General features: G+C 44.6%; 2 protein-coding genes. One reads left to right on the top strand and one right to left on the bottom strand.

Annotated features, from left to right (window positions below):
- Window positions 1-4,564: Calx-beta domain-containing protein (locus tag VIP81_RS01720; RefSeq protein ID WP_331956749.1), on the bottom strand; the 4,564-nt coding region annotated here is incomplete at its 3' end.
- 519 nt (window positions 4,565-5,083) lie between these two features.
- On the opposite strand from VIP81_RS01720, the gene ahcY reads away from it, so the two are divergent.
- Window positions 5,084-6,412, top strand: a complete 1,329-nt coding sequence (gene ahcY, locus VIP81_RS01715; protein WP_331956748.1) for an adenosylhomocysteinase — start codon at window positions 5,084-5,086, stop codon at window positions 6,410-6,412.
- Window positions 6,413-6,458 lie beyond the last annotated feature (46 nt).

Below are 6,458 nucleotides of genomic sequence, written 5' to 3'. Positions count from 1 at the left end.
TGGCATCCGGGGTAAGGGTGATCTTTCTGGCGCCAGGCTGTGTTTGTGTAAGGTCCTTAATATAAATGGCAGCACTGTCGGCAGGCATATTTACATCGCCTTTATTCCCCGTTACAATAATGGCTCCTTCATCATCCAGTATTGAATTAGTGTTGGTTGTAATAAAGGAGGAAGTACCTGAAGAAGCATTATTCGCAATAGTAATCGTGGCAGGTATAGCACCATGACGACTGTCTGCTACGGTAGACAACACTGCATCTTTTGCCAGGTTGATGGTCCAGGCTTTACCTGCTTTCCAGCCGTTCGGGAAGGTAGCGGTAATAGCAGCACTCTGTCCTTCGTTCACGCTATCCGGTACACTGGTCAATTTTACAAAAGTGCCGGCAGGGAATGGATACTGTGCATCCTTGATCGTGAGATCAAGTGTAGGTGGTGTAAAGGTGTATACCGTGCTATAAAGGTCACTGATAACCGGGCTCACATGGATATCTTCCACATCTTCTACCAAAATATCACTGGCTACTTTCAGTATAGCTGCGCCGGCAGTTCCGGTAAAAGTGGTATCTGTAGGCAGGCTGTAATCCGCGCTGCGGCTGGCCGCACCAGTAGATGGCAGGGATATCTTAATAGGTATTTCTGTACTCACACCTGTTGGTAACTTAAACCCAATCTGTTGGGTACTACCTTCCGGCATGCCGGCTGTAGGTGGCGTAAACGTAATGGCTGTTTTAGTCGCATCTCGGCGGGTAGCATCCCAGATATTCAGTTGAGCACCTGTTACCGTATAGCCGTTGGCGGTACCCGAAATATTCAGTTGCTCATCTTTTTCTATGATCTGATCGGGTACCGCTCCGATCACTGCCGCTGTAGTAGTAAATACAGCCGTGTCTTTCGGGAACACGATAGATGTTTGCAGGTATTGGTAGTCGGTAGTAGCCGCTTCCGTACCGGTAGCATTCGTCGTTAAGGCGATGGTCACCGGTTTAGCAGAGTGATAACCTGCTGGCAGCGACATTTTAAACGCGGTACTGTTTCCTTCACGCAATGTTAAGCTGTCAGCAGTCAGCGTCAGTTTCTTCTGTGCCGGATCTGTCGCATCTTTTACATGAATGCTCACACTGGTAGCAGGCATATTTGTATTGCCCTTATTACCATCCACTACTATATTGCCTTCATCATCAAATACTTTATTGGTCACGGTCTGAATGGCAATAGCGGTACCATGATCGGCTCCAACCGGAATGGTAATGATCTGCTGAATACTATCATAACGACTGTTTGCAATAGTCGACGACACTACATCTTTTGTCAGGTTGATGGCCCAGGCTTTACCGGCTTTCCAACCATTCGGGAAGGTAGCAGTAATCACCGCGCTACCGCCTTCGCTCACGGTATCCGGTACACTGCTCAGTTTTACAGAAGTACCGGCAGGGAATGGATACTGCGCATCCTTGATCGTGAGATCAAATGTGGCGGGTGTAAAGGTGTATGCGGTGCTATAAAGATCACTGACAGATGGTGTCAGGTGAATATCTTCAGTATCTTCTACCAGGTTATCTCCTGCTACTTTCACTTCAGCAATACCAGCATTACCAGTAAAGGTAGTATCTGCAGGCAGACTGTAATCCGCGCCACGACCAGCAGTACCGGTAGATGGCAGGGATATTTTAATGGGTATCTCTGTAGTAATCCCTGTCGGTAACTTAAACCCAATCTGTTGGGTATTGCCTTCCGGCATACCAGCTGCAGGTGGCGTAAAGGTGACGATAATATTAGCAGGCTTCCTACGGGTAGAGTCATTGATCTTCAGTTGTGCATCTACTACTGTGTAGCCTGCAGCAGCACCGGTAATATTCAGTTGCTCATCTTTTTCTATAATCTGATCGGTGATTGCTTTGATCACTGCCGCTGTAGTCGTAAATACAGCCGTGTCTTTCGGGAATACGATAGATGTTTGCAGGTATTGGTAGTCGGTAGTAGCTGCTTCTGTACCGGCAGCATTCGTCGTTAAGGTAATGGTCACGGGCTTGGCTGAACGATATCCGACAGGCAGCGACATTTTAAAGGCAGTACTATTACCTTCTCCCAGTACCAGGCTGTCTGCTGTCAGCGTCAGCACTTTCTTCGAAGGATCGGTATTGTCTACGATGGTTACTTTTACACTGTCTTTCACCAGGATACCGTTGTCCGGAGAACTTCCTACCAACACCAGGTCACGTGTATCATCAAATACATTGTTGCTGGTATTCGTAATCGCCAATGTATCTGATAAAGTACGACCGGCAGGAATAGTCACCGAATCTGTCGCAAATGTATAAGTGTTTGGTAAAGCAGTGGAAGAACCGCCGCGGGTAAATTTCACCTTGATAGGAATCTGGGTGGAAAGACCAGCTGGTAATTCAGCCCATACCGTTGGATCCACCCCTTCATTTACGCTCGCCGCAGAAATATGTAAAACAACGGGAGCCGTCATAGGTAGCTGCGCATCAATAATATCCAGGGCAGCAGCCGTATTGGTTAAAATGGTATTGGCAGTACTTTCTGTCAGCGTCAGTGAAAGATCGAGCCGTTCGGTCCCTTCTATCTTGTTGTCGTTGATCAGCTTAAATGCTACCGGGATATCATATCCTCCCACAGGAATCGTGGCAGTATCTGGTAATTGATAATCCGCTATGTTCGCAGCAGTAGACGTTCCCAGTTTATTTATTTTGATACCAATAGGCAGGTCCGTGGTAACATGCAGTGGCAGACTAAAAGTAAGCTGTCCATCATAAAGCTCTTTCAATAAGGCCGGTGCATCTGCATTAATCGATACGACGGTTAATGCCGGATTCAATCTGGTAGAATCCTGCAGGAGCATCGATTGTGAAAAAGTTTGCGGTTCTCCCATCACAGCAGCATCGGCTTTAAACTTAATCAGCTCATCTTTCTCAATAATGCTATCCAGTTTAGCCCTTACCGGAATATTTACGCCATTGGAGTCTACTTCTATATAGGAAATTTGATCAAATGTAAAATCAGTACCGGAAGTAGCTTCGGTGCCACTTTCAAGAGACAAGGTTACCTGCGTTCTTTCTGAAGCATGTACACCAGCAGGCAGAGCTACCCGAACGGTATCAATAAATCCTTCTTTAATTTTTGCGGGTGTGGTCAGAACAATATTCTTTGGTTCGTCGTCCTTAATAGTATAAAGGCAAGTGGTAGGACCGCCACCAATCAGCAACATCTGGTTATCCACCACCTGTTCCAGCTGAATCGTAAAATGCCGGGCGTACTCCAGCTTATTATTTCCAATAATACTGATATTTTTTAACGGAATAAATGACCCCGTCGGATACTCTCCTACCGGAATCATATAACCACCCTGAAAATTAAAATCGGTACCTAATACAGCGGCATTGGCATCACCCGGTGTTGCCGGAAGCAGGTTCACTTTTACATAGATAGGATACTTCACGGAACCACCCGATGTTACTTTAAGGCGCAGATTGTAGGGAGCATGTATATCTCCTGCGTTCCCTTCTACTCCAACAGTATCTCCTCTTTCAAACGCAACGGTAATGGGCTTGCTATCGGTACTCGTAGGCGTGGCATTCACAGGTATGATGATAGCGTCTAAACTGTCGCCGTAAGACACCGCCAGTCTGGTACCTATTGCTCTGCTATCATCATCCTTTGTACCCAGACTAATATCCACGGCCATCCCTTTTCTAACACCATCATCCAGGTCAAAGGTTGGGAAGGCATTATTCAGGCGGCCAGTACTTGATGACCGGACAAGTCTTGAATTGTAATTTCCGACAGAATAGGAATTAAATGTATTGTAGGCATGATAAACGTGAATTAGTGGCCCCGGCGTTGCGTCAGTACCGAATACGTCGGTACTTCTGCGGAGCCCTATAACAGATGGATTCGCAGTCGATCCGAGTCTGTAACCATATTGTATAATATTATTACTCCCTTTTGGCAAATCATAATTATCGTCCTGCAGGGTTGCAAATTCGTCTACGAAAATATGCGGTACGTTGTCGAAATTCTGATTATATACGGTATAATCAATGGTATAATACTTATTGGGCTTTACATAAGTAATAGTCATAATTACGGTAGACTGAAATCTTGCCGTGTCCTGGAAAGCCGGGAGTGACTCGTCAGCATCATTAATGAATCCTTCATTATTAAACACCTTCGCGATCATGCTAACCTGGTAAGGGTCAGCAGCAGTACCGCTACCCATTAATGGCGAGACGGCATGATAATTAACATTTGTGAAAGTCCCTATCTGCGGCGGACGAGATGGATTTTCCACATTGAAATTAATATGGGTTCTAACTCCTAGGTATCCGGAGTTGAGATCTCTTGCCGTTTCAGTTTTTCCTTTCCTGAATACCGCATAACTACCGTCCTGGTTGATCTCAATTCTTAATCCGTCGGTAGCATTTGTACCACCACCAGGATTAATGATCACAGGATAAGTTTGCGCGCTTACACCAATGCTTATAGTAAAAAAAGCGGCTATCAGGCATATGACCCGAAGCAGGAACACGTGGATACGATGGGGCATACCTTGTTCATTTAATTTCGTAGGATGGGAAAGGAGTAACATATAAGCGTGTAAATTTCTATTTATACATATAGATTTTTAGTCAAAAATGTGAAAAACAGTCCTTTGTAAAACCCTATATGCGAATCTCTGTAATTGGCTCTCCCGGCAGCTTCTAATATTGTTTCCTTTCTCTCTTCCAATAAAACTGAAAAACCAGTTGCCGGCAATTATATGAATGTCTCAATCTGATGGTGGAGGGATGCCTGAGACGCATTTATGGCATTTTTTATGATTTCTATAATTATTCTATACCCTTCCACCTGTCACACACATCTAAACAATTAAATATAAAATCATATATTTTAATTAGCAAATCTATAATAATATTTATATTAAATCAAATTAATTTATCTGATTATAAGATATCGGCCTTCTTGCGGGTGATTAACAAAAATTTAGGCCGTTGACAGGAGGAATGGCAGGGCGCTATTATGTTAAAAGTTAAAATAACCCTAGATTTGCAAAAAACAATTCAGAATGTCTACAATTGCGAAATCCAACATTGATTTTAGCCTCGGATACAAGGTAAAAGATATGTCTCTGGCGGCCTGGGGTCGTAAAGAGATAGAACTGGCAGAAGCAGAAATGCCTGGTCTGATGTCACTGAGAGAAGAATATGGTAACACAAAGCCATTACAGGGTGCCCGTGTTGCTGGTTGTTTGCACATGACTATTCAAACTGCCGTATTAATTGAAACACTGGTTCACCTGGGCGCAGAAGTGCGTTGGAGCTCCTGCAACATATTTTCTACTCAGGATCACGCTGCTGCTGCTATTGCCGCTGCAGGCGTACCGGTATTTGCCTGGAAAGGTTTGAATGAAACAGATTTTGACTGGTGCATTGAACAAACCCTGTTCTTCGGTGGCGCAGACCGTCCGCTGAACATGATCCTGGACGATGGTGGTGATCTGACCAATATGGTATTTGACAGGTATCCTGAGCTGATCCAGCATATCAAAGGCTTGAGTGAAGAAACCACTACCGGTGTTCACCGCTTATACGAGCGTATGAAAGCTGGTACTTTACCAATGCCCGCTATCAACATCAACGACTCTGTTACCAAATCCAAATTTGATAACAAATATGGTTGCCGCGAATCCTGCGTAGATGCGATCCGTCGCGCTACTGATGTAATGATTGCCGGTAAAGTAGCTGTTGTTGCTGGTTTTGGCGACGTAGGTAAAGGTTCTGCTGAATCACTGAGAGGTGCAGGCGCCCGCGTTATCGTTACTGAAATTGACCCTATCTGCGCTTTACAGGCTGCAATGGAAGGTTATGAAGTAAAGAAAATGAGCGATGCTGTAAAAGAAGCAGATATCATCGTTACCACCACCGGTTGCCGCGATATCATCACCGGTGAACACTTCAAACTGATGAAAGATAAATGCATCGTTTCCAATATCGGTCACTTCGATATCGAAATTGATGTAGCCTGGTTAAATAAAAACTATGGCAATACTAAAGTTGAAATCAAACCACAGGTAGATAAATATACTATCGATGGTAAAGATATCATCCTGCTGGCTGAAGGCCGCCTGGTAAACCTGGGTTGCGCTACAGGTCACCCTTCTTTCGTAATGAGTAACTCCTTCACCAACCAGGTACTGGCTCAGCTGGAACTGTGGTTACACTCAGAAAACTACGAAAACAAGGTATATGTACTGCCTAAACACCTGGATGAAAAAGTAGCCCGTTTACACCTGAAAAAAGTAGGCGTAGAACTGGATACCCTGACCTCCGCCCAATCTGAATACCTCGGTATTCCGGTAGCAGGTCCGTTCAAACCAGACTACTACAGATACTAGTCCAGCTTTTAGCCATTAGCTTTTAGCTTTTAGAAAAAATGCAGCG

It is taken from the genome of Chitinophaga sp. (genome assembly GCF_036566945.1).
GTDB lineage: Bacteria > Bacteroidota > Bacteroidia > Chitinophagales > Chitinophagaceae > Chitinophaga.
Note: the sequence above shows the minus strand (reverse complement) of the source record. Positions and strands in the feature narration are given on the sequence as shown.